This is a genomic window from Streptomyces sp. HM190 (genome assembly GCF_009857135.1).
Taxonomy (GTDB): domain Bacteria; phylum Actinomycetota; class Actinomycetes; order Streptomycetales; family Streptomycetaceae; genus Streptomyces; species Streptomyces heilongjiangensis.
In genome coordinates this window covers 2,969,524-2,986,982 of record NZ_CP047318.1, presented here as the reverse complement: position 1 = coordinate 2,986,982, position 17,459 = coordinate 2,969,524, and the positions used below count along the sequence as shown (strand labels likewise).

The following is a 17,459-nucleotide window of genomic DNA, read 5'->3' as shown; positions in this document are numbered from 1 at the left end:
TCAGCGCACCTTGTCGGCCTCGGCGGTCTTGTCGGCCACGCCGGCCGCCTCGGCCGGCGCGCCCGCCCGCTGCCCGAGGATCTTCTCCTTCACCAGGGAGATGCCGACGACGATGGCCGCGACCAGCAGCGAGAGCAACAGGATCTCCCGGTTGCCGTGCTCCGTGTCGGTGAGCATGTAGGCGAGGACGAAGAGGATCAGTCCGATGGTGGCCCATGTCAGATACGGGTACAGCCACATCTTCACCACGAGCTTCTCCGGGGTCTCCCGCTCGATGATCCTGCGCATCCGCAGCTGGGAGAAGCAGATCACCAGCCACACGAACAGGGCGACCGCGCCGGAGGAGTTCACGAGGAACAGGAACACGCCCTCGGGGAAGAAGTAGTTGAAGATCACCGCGACGAACCCGAAGACCACCGAGGCCAGGATCGCCGTCATCGGCACGCCGCGCGACGTGGTCCGACCGAACGACCGCGGCGCGTCCCCGCGCTCACCCAGGGAGAACGCCATCCGGGAGGCCGTGTAGAGGCCGGAGTTGAGGCAGGACAGCACCGACGTCAACACGATGAAGTTCATGATCTGACCCGCGTGGGCGATTCCCAGCGAGTCCAGCGCCGCGACGTAGGAACCCTTCTCCTTGATCGAGGGGTCGTTCCACGGCAGCAGGGCGACCACGACGAAGATCGAGCCCAGGTAGAAGACGGCGATACGCCAGATGATGCTGTTCGTCGACTTCGTGACGGACCGCTGCGGGTCCTCCGTCTCCCCGGCGGCGAGCGTGGCGATCTCACTGCCCATGAACGAGAAGACCACCAGCAGCACACCGATGAGGATGGCGCCCGGTCCGTTGGGCAGGAACCCGCCGTGGTCGGTCAGGTTGCCCAGTCCGGCCTTCTCGGCGTCCACCCCTGGCAGCACACCGAACACGGCCATCCCGCCCACCACGATGAACGCGGCGATCGCGACGACCTTGATACCGGCGAACCAGAACTCGAACTCGCCGTACGAGCCCACCGAGACCAGGTTCGTGGCGGTCAGTACCACCATCACGATCAGCGCCCAGCCCCACTGCGGTACGGCGGGGATCCAGCCCTCCAGGATCACCGCGCCGGCGGTCGCCTCCACCGCGAGGACGACGACCCAGAAGAACCAGTACAGCCAGCCGATCGAGAACCCGGCCCAGCGGCCCAGCGCCCGGTCGGCGTGCGCGGAGAACGACCCGGAGCTGGGGTTCGCCGCGGACATCTCACCGAGCATCCGCATGACCAGCACCACCATCGTGCCGACCAGGGCGTAGGACAGCAGGATGCCGGGACCGGCGGTCGCGATACCGGAGCTCGACCCGACGAACAGGCCCGCCCCGATCACACCTCCGATCGCGATCATCGACAGATGGCGGTTCTTGAGACCGGCGTGGAGGCCGGGGGAGGGGGGAGAGGACGAGCCTGGTGCGCCGGTGTCGGTCGGCAGAGTCGGCTGCGAGGTCATGGGGGGAGTTTCCTTTGCGCCGTTGTGGGGACTTCCGTGCGTCTGCCCACGCGATCCCCGGTGACTCTCGTCAGAGCGGGACACGAGAGGCGGCGGGGGACTGCGTGAGTCTCCGTAAAGATCGGTCCAGTGAATCGGAGGTGAAAGGAATCCTGAACCTTTGAATCCGTATTGTTACTTGAGCTTTTCTTGAGGTTCCGTGGTGCAGGTCACGCTTTTCGGCCGTCGGGCCCCCATCGCACCCCGGTGAGACGGGCGTGTCACACTCGGACCATGCGCGTCTACCTCGGCTCCGATCACGCCGGATACGAACTCAAGAACCACCTCGTCGAGTGGCTGAAGGCCGCCGGTCACGAGGCCGTCGACTGCGGTCCCCACATCTACGACGCCCAGGACGACTACCCGCCGTTCTGCCTCCGCGCGGCGGAGCGGACGGCCGCCGACCCCGGCTCGCTGGGCGTCGTCATCGGCGGATCCGGCAACGGGGAGCAGATCGCCGCGAACAAGGTGGCCGGCGTGCGGGCCGCGCTCGCGTGGAGCACCGAGACGGCCGCGCTGGGGCGCGAGCACAACAACGCGAACGTCGTGGCCGTCGGGGCGCGGATGCACGCGCAGGACGACGCGACCAAGTTCGTCGAGACGTTCCTCAACACGCCGTTCTCCGGTGACGAGCGCCACATCCGCCGCATCGACATGCTCGCGGCATACGAGACGACGGGCGACCTCCCCCCGATCCCGGCGCACCACCCGCAGCCGTAGGGCGCCTGACAACTCGGGGCTGCGCCCCGTGGTTCTCAGAACGAGCTGAAGGGCGGGCCGCAGGCCCGTTCCCTTCAGCGGCGCGGGGAACTACGCGACCAGCCCGCACCCGCACCCGCGCCCTCAGCGGCCCCAACCCCCTACGCGCCCCGCCCAACCCCCGGAGGGCCCCGTGCCGGAAGGCCACACGATCCATCGCCTGGCCGAGGACTACCTCGCCCGCTTCGGCGACGGCACGGCCATCCGCGTCACCAGCCCCCAGGGCAAGTTCGCCGACGCCGCCGCCCTCCTCGACGGCACCCCCCTCACCGCCGCCGAGGCCCACGGCAAGCACCTCTTCCTCCACTTCGGCGCCCCCGACGCGGAGGACTGGGTCCACATCCACCTCGGTCTCTTCGGCAAGGTCGGCTTCGGCTCCACGCCGGCGCCCCCGCCCACCGACACCGTCCGCCTCCGCCTGCGCAACGACACCTCGTACGTGGATCTGCGCGGCCCCACGACCTGCGCGCTGATCACGGACGCCGAGAAGCAGGCCGTCCACGCCCGCCTCGGCCCGGACCCGCTCCGCCCGGACGCCGACCCGGCCCTCGCGTACGCCCGGATCTCCCGCAGCCGTACGACGATCGCCGCGCTCCTCATGGACCAGAGGATCATCGCGGGCGTCGGCAACGTCTACCGCGCGGAGGTCCTGTTCCGGCACGGCATCGACCCGTACCGCGCCGGCCGGGACATCGGCGCGGCGGAATGGGACGCGATCTGGGCCGACCTCGTCGTCCTCATGCGCGAGGGCGTCCGCACCAACCGCATCGACACCGTCCGCCCGGAACACACCCCGCAGGCCATGGGCCGCCCGCCCCGCGTCGACGACCACGGCGGCGAGGTGTACGTGTACCGCAGGGCCCACCTGCCCTGCCACCTCTGCGGCGGCGAGATCCGCACCGCCGACCTCGCCGCCCGCAACCTCTTCTGGTGCCCCACCTGCCAGCACCGCTGACACCCCGGAGGGCACCCCTGCCTCAGCTTGTTCTTTATCTACCAAGATCTTCCGGGCTTGCCGATGGCCTTGAGGGTCTCGGGGCGTTTGACGGTTTTCCCGACGTCGTAGCGGGGTGCCCGGCGTTTGTTCTTGGCGCCGGGTGGCCGCCCGGGACCGGTGCCACGAGGTTTGGGAACACGGCTCGGGCAGGCGAGGTGAGCGCGGATGTTCCTGAACCCCCGGCGGACACGGGCCGGGGTGAGCCGGCCGGAGGTGGTGGGTTTCTCCCACGGTCGGCGGAGGTCCTCAGCGAGTGTCCGGGCGAGTCTGAGCTGGGTGTGAGCGACGATCAGGAGCCAGGTCCAGCGGTCCGCGGCCTGAGGAGTGCGGAGTTTCGGCGTGGTCCAGCCCAGGGTCTGCTTCGCGAAGCGGAAGGTGTGCTCCAGGTCGAAGCGGCGGAGGAACACCTGCCAGAAGCGGTCCACGTCGTCCGAGGTGGCGCCGGTCTTCGAGGACCACAACCACACCGGCGGAGCATCTCGTTCCTTCGACAAGTGCTCAACCTTCAGCCGGATCAACGTCCCTTCCACCAGGGGAAGTTCGCCCTCATGGTCCAGCCACGAGGAACGGTGAGTGAGCCGGGGATGGACCCGGTCCCATGCCTGGGTCTCGGCCTTGCCGTAGTTGCTGGTGTCCGTGATCGTGGTGATTGCGGGCTCCGGCCAGGTCTCCGGTCTGGTGAACCGGAACTCCGGACCGTGCTTGGGCGGCCGGCCGTTGACGCCGTGCATCCGCGGTGGCTTCGGTAGACGCATGACGCGGTCGGAGCGGACCCGGCCGACCAGCTCAACCGGCAGGTCGCGCAGCACCCAGGCCAGACGGGTCACGTCGTAGCCCGCGTCACTGACGATCACGATGGCCGGGTCCCCGGCCTGCCACTGACCAGCGGCCATGAGCCGCTCGACGACACCTCTCAGCTGGTCTGCCGTGACGGCGGTCGCGTCGTCCACCGGACCCAGCCGGACCGCGTCCAGGATCGCGGTCCAGGAGGTGGCACCCGGCTCCAGCACGGCGACAAAGGAGTAGGGCCAGCCCGGAATGAACTGCGACGCCGTCTTCGCCCGGCCATACACGTGGCAGAACAGCCGCTCCGCCGAGCACGGCGCGTCCGAACGCAGCCACGGTGACACATCGACCGCCAGAACCAGGCGTCCACCATCGAAACGCGGCAGCGGCAGCCCTGCCAGCACTGTCCGCAGTTGGCCGACGTCGATCCTGCCGTGATTCAAGCCGCCGTACATCGCTCCGTGCCCACGCCGGTGCTCGGGCAGCAACGTCAGATCCACCGGTGACTTCACCGCACCGTCCGCGCACAGCACCGCGTCCACCAACTCGAACAACTCATCGCGCCGAGCGGTCAGACACTCGTAGAACTCGTCCCGGAAGCGTGACGCCTCCGCGAACGCTTCCCTCCGTACAGCATCAGGCAGCAGACTCACCCTCACGGCCTTCGTCTTGGTCACGTGCACCTTGGTCGGAGCACAGGATCAGACGAGGGCCGCCCCCACGTCCGGCGAATCCCCAGGTGAGCGACCCAGTTCGACACACGATTCGAGCCCGGAAGAAAAAGAACAAGCTCAGCTTGTTCTTTATCTACCAAGATCTTCCGGGCTTGCCGATGGCCTTGAGGGTCTCGGGGCGTTTGACGGTTTTCCCGACGTCGTAGCGGGGTGCCCGGCGTTTGTTCTTGGCGCCGGGTGGCCGCCCGGGACCGGTGCCACGAGGTTTGGGAACACGGCTCGGGCAGGCGAGGTGAGCGCGGATGTTCCTGAACCCCCGGCGGACACGGGCCGGGGTGAGCCGGCCGGAGGTGGTGGGTTTCTCCCACGGTCGGCGGAGGTCCTCAGCGAGTGTCCGGGCGAGTCTGAGCTGGGTGTGAGCGACGATCAGGAGCCAGGTCCAGCGGTCCGCGGCCTGAGGAGTGCGGAGTTTCGGCGTGGTCCAGCCCAGGGTCTGCTTCGCGAAGCGGAAGGTGTGCTCCAGGTCGAAGCGGCGGAGGAACACCTGCCAGAAGCGGTCCACGTCGTCCGAGGTGGCGCCGGTCTTCGAGGACCACAACCACACCGGCGGAGCATCTCGTTCCTTCGACAAGTGCTCAACCTTCAGCCGGATCAACGTCCCTTCCACCAGGGGAAGTTCGCCCTCATGGTCCAGCCACGAGGAACGGTGAGTGAGCCGGGGATGGACCCGGTCCCATGCCTGGGTCTCGGCCTTGCCGTAGTTGCTGGTGTCCGTGATCGTGGTGATTGCGGGCTCCGGCCAGGTCTCCGGTCTGGTGAACCGGAACTCCGGACCGTGCTTGGGCGGCCGGCCGTTGACGCCGTGCATCCGCGGTGGCTTCGGTAGACGCATGACGCGGTCGGAGCGGACCCGGCCGACCAGCTCAACCGGCAGGTCGCGCAGCACCCAGGCCAGACGGGTCACGTCGTAGCCCGCGTCACTGACGATCACGATGGCCGGGTCCCCGGCCTGCCACTGACCAGCGGCCATGAGCCGCTCGACGACACCTCTCAGCTGGTCTGCCGTGACGGCGGTCGCGTCGTCCACCGGACCCAGCCGGACCGCGTCCAGGATCGCGGTCCAGGAGGTGGCACCCGGCTCCAGCACGGCGACAAAGGAGTAGGGCCAGCCCGGAATGAACTGCGACGCCGTCTTCGCCCGGCCATACACGTGGCAGAACAGCCGCTCCGCCGAGCACGGCGCGTCCGAACGCAGCCACGGTGACACATCGACCGCCAGAACCAGGCGTCCACCATCGAAACGCGGCAGCGGCAGCCCTGCCAGCACTGTCCGCAGTTGGCCGACGTCGATCCTGCCGTGATTCAAGCCGCCGTACATCGCTCCGTGCCCACGCCGGTGCTCGGGCAGCAACGTCAGATCCACCGGTGACTTCACCGCACCGTCCGCGCACAGCACCGCGTCCACCAACTCGAACAACTCATCGCGCCGAGCGGTCAGACACTCGTAGAACTCGTCCCGGAAGCGTGACGCCTCCGCGAACGCTTCCCTCCGTACAGCATCAGGCAGCAGACTCACCCTCACGGCCTTCGTCTTGGTCACGTGCACCTTGGTCGGAGCACAGGATCAGACGAGGGCCGCCCCCACGTCCGGCGAATCCCCAGGTGAGCGACCCAGTTCGACACACGATTCGAGCCCGGAAGAAAAAGAACAAGCTCAGAACGAGTGCGGCAACCAGGGCGCCACGGTCGACGAGCAGAACCCCACCGACGCCTCCGCGAGCGCCCCCGGCCGCAACTCCCGCACCCGCCCGGCCGCACCCAGCGACGCGAGGCTCACCCCGCCCAGATAGGCCGACGCCAACTCCCGCACCGACAGGACGAGATCGGCGGCCCGCCCGGTCCGCTGGCAGCTCGCCCCCCGCGCGTCCCCGACGAGCCGCCAACGCCCCTCGTTCCAGGGACAGAAGGCGTCCTCGACCTCCAGCACCAGATCCACCGGCGCCTGATAGGTCCGCGCCCGCAACGCCGCCCCGACGTCCACGAGCCGTACGTGCAGATCGTCCTGCACCCGCAGCCCGCACCGCCGGACGTCCGACACCATGTGCAGCCACGGCTCGTCCACGGGCCGCCGGTACGCGACGACCGACGACGTCAGGTCGATGTCGAACAGGAACCGCCACAACGCGGCGTGCGCGGCCGGATCCACCGCCTCCAGCGCGCTCAGCCGGACGACCCCCGCGGCGCCGCCCGGTCCCCAGTCCGGGGTGATCCGGAACCGCGCGTACCCGACGAGCCCCTTGCTCCCGTCCCGCTCCGCCACCACGCACTGCAACGGCGAGCCCCCCGCCCGGTGCCGGTCCGTGTCCAGCAGTTCCACCTGCTCCCAGCCGGGCCGCCGCACCAGCATCCCCGGCCGCTCCGGAACCCGGCGCGCGTACACCGCCTCACAGGCGTCGAGCACGTCGGCCGGGTCGGCGTACCGCAGCCGCACGTCCTCGGTGCCGGGCGGCACGGACAGCCGGACCCGCGTGCTGTCGACGTCGACACCGAGCCGGTGCGTGGCGACGCCGTACCCGAACCGGCCGTAGATCGCCGGCTCCGACGCGACCAGCACGGCCAGCGGCTCACCCCACGCGCGGACGTCCGCCAACTGCCGCCGCATCATGGACGTCAGCACCCCGCGCCGCCGGTGCGTCGCCGCGACACCCACCATCGTCACGCCCGCCGCGGGAACGACCGCGCCGCCCGGAACCGTGATCCGGAAGTCGAACGCCCCGGCCGTACCCACGCATTGACCGCCGTCCCAGGCGCCCAGCGCACGGCCGTAGTCGATGAGCGACTCGTCGAGGTCGCGTTCCTCGGCCGGAGTCCGCATCCCCCCGAATGCCCTCTCAACGTTCGCGTACCAGACATTCCACTCGTCCTTGCCCAGCACCCGCAGCTCAGTCGTCATGTGCCATGCGTAGCAGTGCCCTTGGTTACGAGCGAGTCAATTTCGCCGTACGGCGGGGGGACGTCGTGGGATCCTTCAGAGGTGCCGCGCGAGGGCCGCAGGACGGGCTCCCGTGTGAGATCTGTGTGAGATTCGTCGTGAACCGGCCCTCGGAAGGGGGACAAGTAGGACCTCCTGTGCACAGGGGCTGGTCCGATGGATAAGGTCCCGAACAATGGCAGCAGGACGAGAGCGGCGCGCGGCGGCCGATACGTTCACGGCCCGGATGAAGAAGCTGGTTCACCGGGTCCGCACCGGCGTGCGCAAATCCGCCGTCGACTACTTCCGGGGCGACGGCTCCGACTGGGTCGCCCTGGCGGGCCTGCTGCTGATGATCCCGCTCATCGCGATGCTCACCATGGTCGACCCGGTGTGGTTCTCGCCCGCCGCGCTGGTCCTGCCCATCGTCGCGGGCGGTGTCCTGCTGCGTCCCGCCAGCCTGCTCGGCCTGTACGCGGCGGCCGCGACCGCGCTGATCATCGAGTCCGTGCAGCTCGGCCCCTACACCGAGGGCCCGGCGAGAGTCACCCCCGGCATCGTGCTCGTGGTCGCCGCCTGCGGTTTCTTCGGCCTGCTCATCGCCCAGTTCCGCAGCCGCGTCGGCGTCCCCTGGCGACGCGGCGGCACCATGCTGTTCGACCTGCGCGAACGGATCAGGGTGCAGAGCAAGTTGCCGCAACTGCCCGCCGGCTGGCACCGCGAGATGGCGCTGCGCCCCGCCGGCGGCCAGTCGTTCTCCGGTGACTTCGTCGTCGCGGCCCGCACCAACGGCGGCCGCACCCTCGAAGTCGTGCTCACGGACGTGTCCGGCAAGGGCATGGACGCCGGCTCCCGCGCCCTGCTCCTCTCCGGAGCCTTCGGCGGCCTGCTGGGATCGCTCCCACCGCACGCGTTCCTCCCGGCGGCGAACGGCTACCTCCTGCGCCAGGACTGGGACGAGGGCTTCGCGACCTCCATCCACCTCGTCCTCGACCTCGACTCCGGCGACTACGAACTCTTCTCCGCGGGCCACCCACCCGGCCTCCAGCTCAGCGCCGGCACCGGCCGCTGGGAGGAGAAGGCCGCCGAGGGCCCGCTCCTCGGCGTCTACGACGGTGCCCAGTTCGACCCCGTCAAGGGTTCGCTGCGCCCCGGCGACGTCCTCATGCTGTTCACCGACGGCCTCGTGGAGACCTCCGAGCGCGACATAGTCGAGGGCATCGACCGTCTGACCGGCGAGGCCGACCGCTATGTCCCCGGCGGCTTCCACGGCGCCGCCTGGCACCTCATCGAGGCGGTGGCCAGGGACGTGAACGACGACCGGGCCCTGCTCCTGATCTGCCGAGAGGGCCCCACGGCCCCGAAGTGACAGGGCGCGCCCCCGAAGGCCGCCCCCCGGGACGCCCCCGAAGGTCGCCGCCGAGGCGCCGTCCCCAAGGGCCGCGGGGCCCGGGTGAACCGGTCACCCGGGATCCGGGTCCCGCCCGCTCGACACACCACAGGAGCCCACCCCATGCCCCTCTCCCTCGCCGACGTCGAAGCCATCGCCCGCAGTGCCCACACCGCCCAGACCGACAAGGCGGGCCGCCCCTACGCCGAGCACCTCCAGGCCGTCGCCCACGGTGTGGCCGCCCGCGGCGGCGACGAGGACCAGATCGCAGCGGCCTGGCTGCACGACGCCATCGAGGACGAGGCCCTCACCGAGGACTGGCTCGCCGAGGCCCCCCTGACCGCCCGTACGAAGGACATCGTGCTGGCCCTCACCAAGCGCCCCGGAGAGGCCCCGGAGGCGTACGCCGCGCGCATCCTCGCCACCCCGGGCGCCGTCCTCGTCAAGCAGTCCGACCTCGCCCACAACGCGAACCCGGCCCGCCTGGCCGTCCTCGACGAGTTCACCCGTGTCCGGCTGACCCACAAGTACGCCCGCATGCGAAACCTCCTCGGCCTGCCGGACGAACCGGCGGCCGAGGAGGTCACGGGCGGGCAGGACGGCTGAACGTCAGGTCCTCGTGGCGGACTTCCCGCGCTCGCGGGCCAGCTCGGTCGCGTCCCGCTTGAAGGCCCACTCCATCTTCGGCTCCATCGCGAACCGGAACATCCGCTGCACCGGCGGTGTGCACAGCACGGTGATGACGGCGGCCGCGACGAAGGTCACGAACAGCTCGCCGAGCGGCTGGTAGACCCACGCGTTGAGGTCGTACCAGTCCCAGAAGCGCGAGCCCTTCGCGAGGAAACCGTGCAGCAGGTAGCCGTACAGGGTGCCCGCGCCGAGCACGGTGAACCACATCTTCCGCCGGGGCACCCAGGCGAAGAAGCACGTGGTCAGCACCATGGAGCAGCCGAACAACGCGAAGGTCATCACGACACCGGCCCACCACGGCGCGCCCAGCTCCTGGGCGCTGTCCCGGTGGTAGAACCAGGCCGAGTTCATGTCCGGGCCCAGCCAGTACGCCATCGCCAGCGCGCCCGCCAGCACCGGCACGGACAGGATCCGCACCTCACGGCGGCGCATGAACTGGAAGTGCGCCGGCTTCATGGACAGCCCCACCACGAAGAACGGCAGGAACTGCAGGACGCGCTGGAGGTCGAGGTCGTCACCGATGTCCGGCGACACGGAGGCGAGCGCCGCGATGGCGAGCGCGAGCGGCACCGGCCAGCGCACGACCTTCCACAGCGGCGTCGTAAGCCGCCAGACGAACAGCGCGATCAGGAACCAGGTGAGATACCAGGGGTCCAGCAGGCTGATCGGGTGCGACGGGTCGTCGTCGGCGTACCGCTTGAAGACCGAGTACGCGATCTCGAACAGCACGTAAGGCACCGCCACGCCGGTGACCAGCCGCCGCAGCCGGTCGGGACGCATGTCGAAACTGCGGGAGAAATAGCCGGAGATGATGATGAACGCCGGCATGTGGAAGGTGTAGACGACCATGTACAGCGCCTCGGCGGCGCGGCTGTGGTCGGTCAGCGGCTCCCAGGCGTGGCCCATCGCGACGAGCACGATGGCCAGGTACTTGGCGTTGTCGAAGAACGCGTCGCGTTGTCTGGCCGGTCTGGTCCCGGGGGAGGCGGCGCTCGTGGCCGGGTGGGGGGACGATGACTTCAGCGAGCGTGGACTCGGCACTCCGTCCGTCGGCGACTGGGCCGGGGGGAGCGGCGCGCTGGTATGGCCATGCGGTCGCAGCGAGTTCGTCACAGACCCTCCCGCCGTGAACGACGCGGGCCGGTCCGAGCACTCGCTGCGCAGGCGGGGGACGAGGCAGCGGTGAACATCTGAGGCACCCTAGCGTTGTCTGTGCGCATCAGTGAAACCATCGAGGTTAATCCCGTATTGGTGAGTGAGTGTGCTCTTCGGGTACCCCGGATTTGGCGAAGTGAGCACCAGTCAGAGCGTCACCGTCCGTGCACCCAAGCGACATGGCGCGCCACCCTTATGTCCGCATACATCAGGACTCAGCGGTGCATAACATCCTCGGGCGACTCTGACGGAATGTCCTGTTAATTACCGTTCTCCGTACGGCCCTTGATGTGTCTGTGGCAACAATTCGAATTACCTGCGAACGGGATGTGTGTGCACGGAAACGATCACCGTGAATTCCGTCCCGGCGTCCTCTCGCCGGTCACCGGCACGACCGCGGACCCGCGTCACCGCGGCCTGCGTTGCCTCACCTGCCGCATAGGAAGGCCGGGTTGGTGGCACGATGGTTCTGGCGGGGTGCGCGTGGGGTCGGCGCCCCGGGCCGGGAGTGCGGACCGATCGAGGGTGTGATCTGTTGTGGCCATTTCGCTGTCAGTGGTTCTCTTGCTGGGGATCATCCTCGTCGTGCTGATGAGAGGCGGGACGATCAAGGCCGGCCCGGCCGTCGTCGCCATCCTCTTCGGCTTCTTCCTCGCCTCCACCGGCATGGCCGACGACCTCCAACGCTTCCTGAACTCGATAGCGCAGACGATCAACTCGATCCAGTTCTAGCCGGCGAGGGCGACGCGAGGACGACGCGACGACGGCACAAGGGCGACGCGGCGACCTCGCGCCACGAGGCGCGGGGACGGTGCGCGCCGTCACGGGACGCGCCGCGAAGGGCCCCGTGGCCCTCGTCGGCCCCCCCGGCCGTGCGAAGACCCCCGGAGACGCGAAAAGACCTCCGGCCCGGCTCCGAGGGAGTCCCTCGGAGCCGGGCCGGAGGCCACTGGAGCGGGCGACGGGAATCGAACCCGCGTAGCTAGTTTGGAAGACTAGGGCTCTACCATTGAGCTACGCCCGCACACGTCGCGCCGCAGGTCGGGAGACCGCGGCACTGAAGGCATCGTAGCGGGTCGGGCGGCCTCGCCGCACACCCCTTCCGGTCGCCCGGTGTGCCCGCCCGCGCACGCGCCCGCGCACTCGGGAAATGCGGCGGCTGCCCTGGCCCGGGACATGTACCCTACGTGTCGCACCAGACGGGGTGTGGCGCAGCTTGGTAGCGCGTCCGCTTTGGGAGCGGAAGGCCGTGGGTTCAAATCCCGCCACCCCGACCACCAGCCGGAACCAGCCGGAACCGGTCGCCCCGCCGGGCCGACCGGCAGGCGCCTGCCAGGGTACGACCCGCGGGCACCCGGTGTCTCAAGATCACCTTTTGGGGCGTGTACCGCCTGCGGTTACTATGCAAGCTGCGCGCCCGTGTGTCTGCACTCTCACGTCTCTCAAGGGCCGCGAATCCGCTGAGGCTCTGCCGGATCCGGTAGGGGACCCAGCAGAACCCCAAGAAGTCAGCCACAAGGAGACCGAACCGTGAAGAGCGCCGTGGAGACCCTGAACCCGACCCGGGTTCGGCTCACTGTCGAGGTGCCCTTCGAGGAGCTCAAGGACAGCCTCGACGCGGCGTACAAGAAGATCAACCAGCAGGTCACGGTGAAGGGCTTCCGCAAGGGCAAGATCCCGGCCCGGATCATCGACCAGCGGTTCGGTCGTGGCGCCGTGCTGGAGGAGGCTGTCAACGACGCGCTTCCGAAGCTCTACACCGAGGCGGTCAACGAGGCCGAGCTCAACGTCCTCGGCCAGCCCGAGGTCGACATCACGGAGCTGAAGGACGGCGAGACGCTGAACTTCACCGCCGAGGTCGACGTCCGCCCGACCATCGAGATCCCGGACTACTCCGGCATCGAGGTCGAGGTCGACGCCGTCGAGGTCACCGACGAGGACGTGGACAAGGCCGTCGAGCAGCTCCGTGAGCGCTTCGCCTCCACCTCCCCGGTCGAGCGGGCCGCCGAGGACGGCGACGTCGTGACGATCGACCTGCAGGCCAAGGTCGACGGCGAGGTCCTGGAGGACGGGGTCGCCGAGGGCGTCTCCTACACCATCGGCTCGGGCGAGCTGCTCGACGGCATCGACGACGCCGTGAAGGGCCTGGAGGCCGGCGCCGAGGCCACCTTCACCTCCGAGCTCAAGGGCGGCTCGGCGGCGGGCAAGGAGGCCGAGGTCACCGTCAAGGTCACCCAGGTCGCCGCCCGTGAGCTGCCCGAGCTGGACGACGAGTTCGCCCAGCTCGCCTCCGAGTTCGACACCCTCGAGGAGCTGCGGGCGGACAGCCGCAAGCGCCTGGAGAACATGAAGCAGTACGACCAGGCCACGCAGGCCCAGGAGCGCGTCCTGGAGAAGCTGCTGGAGCTGGTCGAGGTGCCCGTCCCCGAGAAGCTGCTCGAGGACGAGATCAACACCCGCAAGCACAACCTGGAGCACCACCAGCTCGGCCAGATGGGTCTCGACCTCGAGAAGTACCTCGAGATCCAGGGCAAGACGGTCGAGGAGTTCGACGCCGAGACCAAGGAAGCGGCCGTCAAGGGCATCAAGACCCAGTTCGTCCTCGACGAGCTGGTCGCCAAGGAGAAGCTGAACGTCAACCAGGAGGAGCTCACCGAGCACCTCATGCGGCGTGCGGCCTCCTCCGGCATGTCCCCCGACCAGTTCGCCCAGGCCGTCGTCCAGAACAACCAGGTCCAGCTCCTGGTCGGCGAGGTCGCCCGCGGCAAGGCCCTGGCCCTGGTCGTCGAGGCGTCCACGGTCAAGGACACCAACGGCGAGCTCGTCGACCTCGACGACGAGGACGAGGACGAGACCACCGAGGGCTCCGCCGAGACCACGGAGGCCGCCGCCGAGGAGACCCCGGCCGCCGCCGAGGAGACCCCGGCCGCCGCCGAGGCCGCCGAGGAGGCCCCTGCGGCCGCCGCCGAGGAGAAGAACGAGGCCTGAGCCTCGTAGCCACCTCTGATCCGCACGAAGAGGCCCCGGAGCACGAGCTCCGGGGCCTCTTCGCGTACGGCGGGGCAGCGGACCCGGGTGCGCGGGGAACCGCGCGACCGGCCCCGACCGGCCCCGTACGTGCCGCGGTCGCGTCGGCCACGCCAGGGTCCTCGGCGGGTGCGGCTTCGTGCCGGGCCGGTCGCGCGGTTCCCCGCGCACCCAGGGACCCCGGGGGGCGGCACGGCGCCCCTGTTCCACCAGCGGAGCGCATGCGCTGACAGCGAACAGTTCCCTTTGCGGGATTCCCCGGCGGAGCCTCCGCGTTAGGGTCCATGAATACGGGGCCGGAGCACTCGGCGAAACCGCCGCCAGGCCCCCGCAGGGAAACGTGAGACGGCCCGGCGCCGTCGTAAGACGAGCAGGTGGATACGTGACGAATCTGATGCCCTCCGCCGCCGGCGAACCTTCCATCGGCGGTGGCCTCGGCGACCATGTCTACAACCGGCTGCTCAACGAGCGGATCATCTTCCTCGGCCAGCCGGTCGACGACGACATCGCGAACAAGATCACCGCACAGCTGCTGCTCCTTGCCGCCGACCCGGACAAGGACATTTACCTGTACATCAACAGCCCGGGCGGTTCGATCACGGCCGGCATGGCGATCTACGACACCATGCAGTACATCAAGAACGACGTGGTGACCATCGCCATGGGCCTCGCGGCCTCGATGGGTCAGTTCCTCCTCAGCGCGGGCACCCCCGGCAAGCGCTTCGCGCTGCCGAACGCCGAGATCCTGATCCACCAGCCCTCCGCGGGCCTCGCCGGCTCGGCCTCGGACATCAAGATCCACGCCGAGCGGCTGCTGCACACCAAGAAGCGCATGGCCGAGCTCACGTCGCAGCACACCGGCCAGTCGGTCGAGCAGATCACCCGCGACTCGGACCGCGACCGCTGGTTCGACGCCTTCGAGGCCAAGGAGTACGGCCTCATCGACGACGTCATCGCCACGGCGGCCGGCATGCCGGGCGGCGGCGGTACCGGGGCCGGGCAGGCGTAACGGCACCCGCCGCGCCGCGCGTCGCCGTACGCGAGCCCGGCCGCGTCCGGACGCCGCAGGAGCCCGTAGGAGGGCCCGCGGCGGACGGACCGGCTCCGAGCCCGTACGGGGCGTACGGCGGCCGTACGACGGCCGTCACGGACGTACGACGGCGCGCAGCCCGGCGGCAGAGCCGACCCGCACCCCCCGAAAGCCCCAGCCGACCGCCTCAGCCCCTCTCAGGCTCCCAGGAGACCCACAGTGAACGACTTCCCCGGCCGCGGCCTCCACGACCGTGCGAGCTCCCAGTACACCGGCCCGACGGCCGAGTCCCGCTATGTGATCCCGCGCTTCGTCGAGCGCACCTCGCAGGGCATCCGCGAGTACGACCCGTACGCGAAGCTCTTCGAGGAGCGGGTGATCTTCCTCGGCGTCCAGATCGACGACGCCTCCGCCAACGACGTCATGGCGCAGCTGCTGTGCCTGGAGTCGATGGACCCCGACCGTGACATCTCGGTCTACATCAACAGCCCCGGCGGCTCCTTCACGGCGCTCACCGCGATCTACGACACGATGCAGTTCGTGAAGCCGGACATCCAGACGGTCTGCATGGGCCAGGCCGCCTCCGCCGCCGCGATCCTGCTGGCCGCCGGTACGCCCGGCAAGCGCATGGCGCTGCCGAACGCGCGCGTGCTGATCCACCAGCCGTACAGCGAGACCGGCCGCGGTCAGGTCTCCGACCTGGAGATCGCCGCCAACGAGATCCTCCGGATGCGTTCGCAGCTGGAGGAGATGCTGGCCAAGCACTCCACCACGCCGATCGAGAAGATCCGCGAGGACATCGAGCGCGACAAGATCCTCACGGCCGAGGACGCGCTGGCGTACGGCCTGATCGACCAGATCATCTCCACGCGGAAGATGAACAACAGCAGCGTCCGCTGACGGCGGAAAGCCTGTATTGTTCGCCGCCCCTTGGCATGGTTGGCACCGTTCGACCCAGTGCACGACAAGGTGCACGTCAAAGCGAACCGTGCCAAGGGGGGCCCGTACGGGGGGCCCGGCAAGGTACCGTCGACATAAGGCAGCACCAGGAGCCGCTGGATTCCAATCGTCCAGGCGTCTCCCAGGCGAAGGGGAAGCACACCGTGGCACGCATCGGTGACGGCGGCGATCTGCTCAAGTGCTCGTTCTGCGGCAAGAGCCAGAAGCAGGTCAAGAAGCTCATCGCAGGGCCCGGTGTGTACATCTGCGACGAGTGCATCGACCTCTGCAACGAGATCATCGAGGAAGAACTCGCGGAGACCAGCGAGGTCCGCTGGGAGGAACTCCCGAAGCCCCGCGAGATCTACGAGTTCCTCGAGGGGTACGTGGTCGGCCAGGAGGCCGCCAAGAAGGCCCTGTCGGTCGCGGTGTACAACCACTACAAGCGCGTCCAGGCCGGTGAGAACGGCGGCGGCCAAGGCCGTGACGACGCGATCGAGTTGGCCAAGTCCAACATCCTTCTCCTCGGCCCCACCGGCTCCGGCAAGACCCTGCTCGCCCAGACGCTGGCCCGCATGCTGAACGTCCCGTTCGCCATCGCGGACGCGACGGCGCTGACGGAGGCCGGCTATGTGGGCGAGGACGTCGAGAACATCCTCCTGAAGCTCATCCAGGCGGCCGACTACGACGTCAAGAAGGCCGAGACCGGGATCATCTACATCGACGAGATCGACAAGGTCGCGCGGAAGAGCGAAAACCCCTCCATCACGCGGGACGTGAGCGGCGAGGGTGTGCAGCAGGCCCTCCTCAAGATCCTCGAGGGCACGACGGCGTCGGTGCCGCCGCAGGGCGGACGCAAGCACCCGCACCAGGAGTTCATCCAGATCGACACGACGAACGTCCTGTTCATCGTGGGCGGCGCGTTCGCCGGCCTGGAGAAGATCATCGAGTCGCGGGCGGGCGCCAAGGGCATCGGCTTCGGCGCGACGATCCGTTCGAAGCGGGAGCTGGAGTCCAAGGACCAGTTCGAGGACGTCATGCCCGAGGACCTGGTCAAGTTCGGCATGATCCCCGAGTTCATCGGCCGTCTGCCCGTCATCACGTCGGTCCACAACCTGGACCGCGAGGCGCTCCTGCAGATCCTGGTCGAGCCCCGCAACGCGCTGGTGAAGCAGTACCAGCGCCTCTTCGAACTCGACGGCGTGGAGCTGGACTTCGAGCGCGAGGCCCTGGAGGCCATCGCCGACCAGGCCATCCTCCGCCAGACCGGCGCGCGCGGTCTGCGCGCCATCATGGAGGAGGTCCTGATGTCGGTCATGTACGAGGTCCCGTCCCGCAAGGACGTGGCCCGCGTGGTCATCACGGCGGACGTGGTCCACTCCAACGTCAACCCGACCCTCATCCCGAGGGACGCGCGGGGGCGGGGCTCGGGCGAGCAGAAGACGGCGTAGCCGCCGGACACGTACACGAAGAGGGCCTCCGACGCATCGCGGGGGCCCTCTTGCGTTGATCTC

At 69.1% G+C, this 17,459-nt stretch carries 14 protein-coding genes and 2 tRNA genes; 10 read left to right on the top strand and 6 right to left on the bottom strand.

Annotation, left to right across the window (positions count from 1 at the left end; translation table 11 throughout):
• Positions 1 to 1,488: an amino acid permease gene (locus GSY65_RS12460; RefSeq protein ID WP_159767392.1), complete on the bottom strand. Its 1,488-nt coding sequence runs from the start codon at positions 1,486 to 1,488 to the stop codon at positions 1 to 3.
• A 273-nt stretch (positions 1,489 to 1,761) separates the two neighbouring features.
• Between GSY65_RS12460 and GSY65_RS12455 the strand changes: the two genes are divergently transcribed.
• Together GSY65_RS12455 and GSY65_RS12450 are read left to right on the top strand one after the other, a co-directional pair.
• Positions 1,762 to 2,247 carry a ribose-5-phosphate isomerase gene (locus GSY65_RS12455; RefSeq protein WP_159767391.1) on the top strand — a complete coding sequence of 162 codons (486 nt, stop codon included), beginning with the start codon at positions 1,762 to 1,764 and terminating at the stop codon, positions 2,245 to 2,247.
• Between the two features lie 172 nt (positions 2,248 to 2,419).
• Complete coding sequence (locus GSY65_RS12450; RefSeq protein ID WP_159767390.1) at positions 2,420 to 3,241, top strand: Fpg/Nei family DNA glycosylase; 822 nt, start codon at positions 2,420 to 2,422, stop codon at positions 3,239 to 3,241.
• 38 nt (positions 3,242 to 3,279) lie between these two features.
• Here GSY65_RS12450 and GSY65_RS12445 read toward each other — a convergent pair whose 3' ends face one another.
• From GSY65_RS12445 to GSY65_RS12435, 3 genes are all read right to left on the bottom strand, one after another.
• Complete coding sequence (locus tag GSY65_RS12445) at positions 3,280 to 4,722, bottom strand: NF041680 family putative transposase (protein WP_159775849.1); 1,443 nt, start codon at positions 4,720 to 4,722, stop codon at positions 3,280 to 3,282.
• A 154-nt stretch (positions 4,723 to 4,876) separates the two neighbouring features.
• The gene (locus GSY65_RS12440; RefSeq protein ID WP_159775849.1) at positions 4,877 to 6,319 is read right to left on the bottom strand and encodes an NF041680 family putative transposase; all 1,443 of its coding nucleotides are present in this window, start codon (positions 6,317 to 6,319) and stop codon (positions 4,877 to 4,879) included.
• A gap of 138 nt (positions 6,320 to 6,457) precedes the next feature.
• On the bottom strand, positions 6,458 to 7,696 hold the full coding sequence (locus GSY65_RS12435) for a GNAT family N-acetyltransferase (RefSeq protein WP_159767389.1): 1,239 nt from the start codon (positions 7,694 to 7,696) through the stop codon (positions 6,458 to 6,460).
• Positions 7,697 to 7,910: 214 nt separating this feature from the next.
• Here GSY65_RS12435 and GSY65_RS12430 point away from each other — a divergent pair, with 214 nt between their 5' ends.
• Both GSY65_RS12430 and GSY65_RS12425 read left to right on the top strand, forming a co-directional pair.
• A complete protein-coding gene (locus GSY65_RS12430; protein ID WP_159767388.1) occupies positions 7,911 to 9,083 on the top strand; it encodes a PP2C family protein-serine/threonine phosphatase in 1,173 nt (390 codons plus the stop codon).
• Positions 9,084 to 9,227: 144 nt separating this feature from the next.
• Positions 9,228 to 9,710 (top strand): HD domain-containing protein, encoded by a 483-nt coding sequence (locus GSY65_RS12425; RefSeq protein WP_159767387.1) that lies wholly within the window; start codon positions 9,228 to 9,230, stop codon positions 9,708 to 9,710.
• Between the two features lie 3 nt (positions 9,711 to 9,713).
• Here GSY65_RS12425 and GSY65_RS12420 read toward each other — a convergent pair whose 3' ends face one another.
• Entirely contained in the window at positions 9,714 to 10,907 is a 1,194-nt protein-coding gene (locus GSY65_RS12420; RefSeq protein ID WP_159767386.1) for an acyltransferase family protein, read from the bottom strand.
• Between the two features lie 579 nt (positions 10,908 to 11,486).
• Here GSY65_RS12420 and GSY65_RS12415 point away from each other — a divergent pair.
• Positions 11,487 to 11,681 carry a hypothetical protein gene (locus GSY65_RS12415; protein WP_159767385.1) on the top strand — a complete coding sequence of 65 codons (195 nt, stop codon included), beginning with the start codon at positions 11,487 to 11,489 and terminating at the stop codon, positions 11,679 to 11,681.
• Between the two features lie 218 nt (positions 11,682 to 11,899).
• Here the strand turns inward: GSY65_RS12415 and GSY65_RS12410 are convergent.
• A tRNA-Gly gene (locus GSY65_RS12410) sits at positions 11,900 to 11,973 on the bottom strand.
• A 176-nt stretch (positions 11,974 to 12,149) separates the two neighbouring features.
• Here GSY65_RS12410 and GSY65_RS12405 point away from each other — a divergent pair.
• The 5 genes from GSY65_RS12405 to clpX all read left to right on the top strand — a co-directional run bounded on the left by GSY65_RS12405 (position 12,150) and on the right by clpX (position 17,396).
• Positions 12,150 to 12,226, top strand: a tRNA-Pro gene (locus GSY65_RS12405).
• Between the two features lie 253 nt (positions 12,227 to 12,479).
• Positions 12,480 to 13,937 carry a trigger factor gene (tig, locus tag GSY65_RS12400; RefSeq protein ID WP_159767384.1) on the top strand — a complete coding sequence of 486 codons (1,458 nt, stop codon included), beginning with the start codon at positions 12,480 to 12,482 and terminating at the stop codon, positions 13,935 to 13,937.
• 433 nt (positions 13,938 to 14,370) lie between these two features.
• A complete protein-coding gene (locus GSY65_RS12395) occupies positions 14,371 to 14,985 on the top strand; it encodes an ATP-dependent Clp protease proteolytic subunit (protein ID WP_055519442.1) in 615 nt (204 codons plus the stop codon).
• A gap of 240 nt (positions 14,986 to 15,225) precedes the next feature.
• Positions 15,226 to 15,906 carry an ATP-dependent Clp protease proteolytic subunit gene (locus GSY65_RS12390; RefSeq protein ID WP_159767383.1) on the top strand — a complete coding sequence of 227 codons (681 nt, stop codon included), beginning with the start codon at positions 15,226 to 15,228 and terminating at the stop codon, positions 15,904 to 15,906.
• Positions 15,907 to 16,109: 203 nt separating this feature from the next.
• Entirely contained in the window at positions 16,110 to 17,396 is a 1,287-nt protein-coding gene (clpX, locus tag GSY65_RS12385) for an ATP-dependent Clp protease ATP-binding subunit ClpX (protein ID WP_107464051.1), read from the top strand.
• The last annotated feature ends 63 nt before the right edge of the window (positions 17,397 to 17,459 follow it).

Excerpts from the sequence above, each read along its gene's own strand:
- GSY65_RS12460 (WP_159767392.1), bottom strand. The coding sequence starts at position 1,488 with ATGACCTCGCAGCCGACTCTGCCGACCGACACCGGCGCACCAGGCTCG.
- GSY65_RS12455 (WP_159767391.1), top strand. The coding sequence starts at position 1,762 with ATGCGCGTCTACCTCGGCTCCGATCACGCCGGATACGAACTCAAGAAC.
- GSY65_RS12435 (WP_159767389.1), bottom strand. The coding sequence starts at position 7,696 with ATGACGACTGAGCTGCGGGTGCTGGGCAAGGACGAGTGGAATGTCTGG.
- GSY65_RS12430 (WP_159767388.1), top strand. The coding sequence starts at position 7,911 with ATGGCAGCAGGACGAGAGCGGCGCGCGGCGGCCGATACGTTCACGGCC.
- GSY65_RS12425 (WP_159767387.1), top strand. The coding sequence starts at position 9,228 with ATGCCCCTCTCCCTCGCCGACGTCGAAGCCATCGCCCGCAGTGCCCAC.
- GSY65_RS12395 (WP_055519442.1), top strand. The coding sequence starts at position 14,371 with ATGCCCTCCGCCGCCGGCGAACCTTCCATCGGCGGTGGCCTCGGCGAC.